At 38.9% G+C, this 2,730-nt stretch carries 4 protein-coding genes and 1 pseudogene; 1 reads left to right on the forward strand and 4 read right to left on the reverse strand.

The window, feature by feature from the left end; genetic code table 11:
* Nucleotides 1-147 (reverse strand): TraC family protein (locus CBG25_RS21280; RefSeq protein ID WP_366212685.1); only part of this gene is annotated, 147 nt, incomplete at its 3' end.
* A 172-nt stretch (nt 148-319) separates the two neighbouring features.
* Between CBG25_RS21280 and CBG25_RS03855 the strand changes: the two are divergent.
* A pseudogene (locus CBG25_RS03855) lies at nt 320-445 on the forward strand (IS5/IS1182 family transposase); the annotation flags it as partial.
* A 523-nt stretch (nt 446-968) separates the two neighbouring features.
* Here the strand turns inward: CBG25_RS03855 and CBG25_RS03860 are convergent.
* From CBG25_RS03860 to CBG25_RS03870, 3 genes are all read right to left on the reverse strand, one after another.
* Nucleotides 969-1,799 (reverse strand): hypothetical protein, encoded by an 831-nt coding sequence (locus CBG25_RS03860; RefSeq protein ID WP_290604632.1) that lies wholly within the window; start codon nt 1,797-1,799, stop codon nt 969-971.
* A gap of 94 nt (nt 1,800-1,893) precedes the next feature.
* Entirely contained in the window at nt 1,894-2,253 is a 360-nt protein-coding gene (locus CBG25_RS03865) for a tyrosine-type recombinase/integrase (RefSeq protein ID WP_290604633.1), read from the reverse strand.
* 105 nt (nt 2,254-2,358) lie between these two features.
* A partial coding sequence (locus CBG25_RS03870) for a transposase (protein ID WP_290603757.1) occupies nt 2,359-2,730 on the reverse strand: 372 nt, incomplete at its 5' end.

Genomic DNA, 2,730 nt, shown 5'->3' on the forward strand with positions numbered 1-2,730 from the left:
TCTGATTAAGTTCTCTAACGTTAAGACGATTTGCTCATTTGCACCCATGAGCGGCATCGCTTCGAGCATAAAACCGATACTGTCCGCATTGATAAATAGCCCTGACTCGGCATCATAATCACGATACCACGAGTTTCGCACAGGCATATAAAATTCTAAAAATGGCTTAAAAGCAATGATTAATCTGCAAGTTACTAAAAAACATAAATTTTCTTAAATTACAATAAGTTGTATTTGATTTATAAGGTTTTGACTATTTATATATCATGCTGAATTAAACTTAAAAATAGAGCGTTTTTTTATTGGTGCGAAACTCGTGATGGGTAGAAAACTGATCCGCACCATTGGACAGGTGCGCGCTAATTTTGCCATGACGATGATGGCAGCATGTTACAACCTAAAGCGGTTGGCGTACTTCCAGAGCGCGTGCATCGTGGCTTTCTGACGCCCAGAATGGGTCAAATGGCCCTAGCCAGGGCAATGTGCGATAGAATCAGTAACGTGATAATCAAAAAAAATCTAATTATTTAGAATGAAAACCAGGGGTTAATTGAAAATCTTGAGTTTTTCGAGGTGCCCTATAGTTAGGATCATATTAATGAAAGATAGATGTTTAAATAATATTGTCATCTAATCTAATAGGAGGTTATATGAAAAAATGCCTATCGCTGATTGTGTCGTACTTATTGATGATAATCGCTGTTCTGTTAATATCATCGATTTCATTCTACTGCATGTTTTTATTCGACTGGCATGACAAAGCCACTGGCTATTTATACCTTATTGGCGCGGTAATCGTATCGTTAATCCTGCTGTATTTATCTGATAAAATCAAATGCATTGCATGTCATCATAAACATGATCATATCTAGTTTGATGACACACACTGTTTTTTCTACCTCTTTTGTCTAGGCTAAATATTTTTAATATTATTGCATTAGAAAAAGAGGCAAGAAAAAACAGTAAAACTATTTTTCAAGTTCAAGACAGTGAAATGCCATCCCAGTTCGAGCAGTTAATAACTCACCCCAAGCAACACGTTGTTCATTACGTAATAAACGGACTCGTGTCTCTAACATCATCTTACCAGTCAAATTTTCGCCGGCAATAAGGGTATAAAGTTGTGCTAATGGCAAATCTATGGTGGCAATCTGAGCTAAATAGGGTATTTGGTTAAATGTAACCGTCGGTCGGATTTCTTTGATCCATAATTGATTAACATCGGTTAATGTCACGATAGCTAATGGCTCATGCCACCATAATAATGCTTCTCCTTGTCGGATATTCACATTACCAGCTAACCAATAACCATACTTATGACGAATATTTTCACAATCAGCAATAAAACCGGCTAACAATTTAACCGTCACTTGCACAGGCGGAGCTTGAAATGGCGTCCAATCGGCGAAAGCTGCCTGCCACTTTTCTGCTCCAATATTAACCACCACAAACTGACATTCGTCTACCGTAATAACGGGATAAATACCCTTAGGCAACCGGTAATTAATCGGCTGTTGGCTCAATTTTGCATTAACTGTTTCACCAAGCAATGCAAACCAGGCTGCGCTAATGCAAGGAAACAAATCTTCAGTAACAAGCGTTGGATCAGCACTACCACTATAGGTTTGCAGTGCCTGCTGCCAATTAGAGTTGTCACACCAAATACCTGCTGAATCATTGGACAACCATGACCACCACTGACCATCCCCTTCAACATAAGCAAGCTGAATGCGACAATTACCTTTTACCAAACTGGTAGTTAACCACTGGTAAAGCATTCGCTGTTCATTGTGCTCCATCTTCTATCTCCAAAGATGCTACAATATTTTTTCATTATATATCAATAAATTATATTTACTTTATCACTATAATTCACTGTTCATTCACTATGAATTATACTTCAATCCATCCATTACTTCTATCATCCTGATATTTTGCTGTCATTTTCGCTGATTTATGGCCTAGTAATTTTTGAGCAAAATCACTGCCATTTTTCTCTGTATACAATCTTGCAGATAAACTTCTTATTTCATGAAATGATGGAGGTGTACCTTCCCATGTTAAATTTGTTTTATCCCTTAATTTTGCAAATCCTTTTGATATTTTTTCTATTGAAACTTTTTTGCCAGCATCATTAATAATATATTCTGAATCGTTTTCGTTAATTTTTATTATGGCTGATAGCTTAATACCTATTATTTCAATGGTTAAAGGAATAACTATTGGGCACCTCGAAAAACTCAAGATTTTCAATTAACCCTTGGCTTTCATTCTAAATAATTAGATTTTTTTTGATTATCACGCTACTGATTCTATCGCACATTGCCCTGGCTAGGGCCATTTGACCCATTCTGGGCGTCAGAAAGCCACGATGCACGCGCTCTGGAAGTACGCCAACCGCTTTAGGTTGTAACATGCTGCCATCATCGTCATGGCAAAATTAGCGCGCACCTGTCCAATGGTGCGGATCAGTTTTCTACCCATTTGTTCCATCGCCGCAAATGCATGTTCAACCCGTGCCCTAGTCTTTGCAATCCTGTGGTTTCGCCCTTGCTGAGTCTTGGACAACGGTTTGTTTCGATGGCCTTTACGCTGAATCTGGCTCCTATAGCCGTTTGCCTTCAGCCAAGCTTCCCGCTCCGCAGAGGGATAGCCTCGGTCGGCGTAGATATTGCGATTGGTGTTGGCCTTGTCAATGACCCTTTCGAAATGCTGACTGTCGTGGGTGCT

This window comes from Arsenophonus sp. ENCA, assembly GCF_002287155.1.
Taxonomy (GTDB): Bacteria; Pseudomonadota; Gammaproteobacteria; order Enterobacterales; family Enterobacteriaceae; genus Arsenophonus; species Arsenophonus nilaparvatae.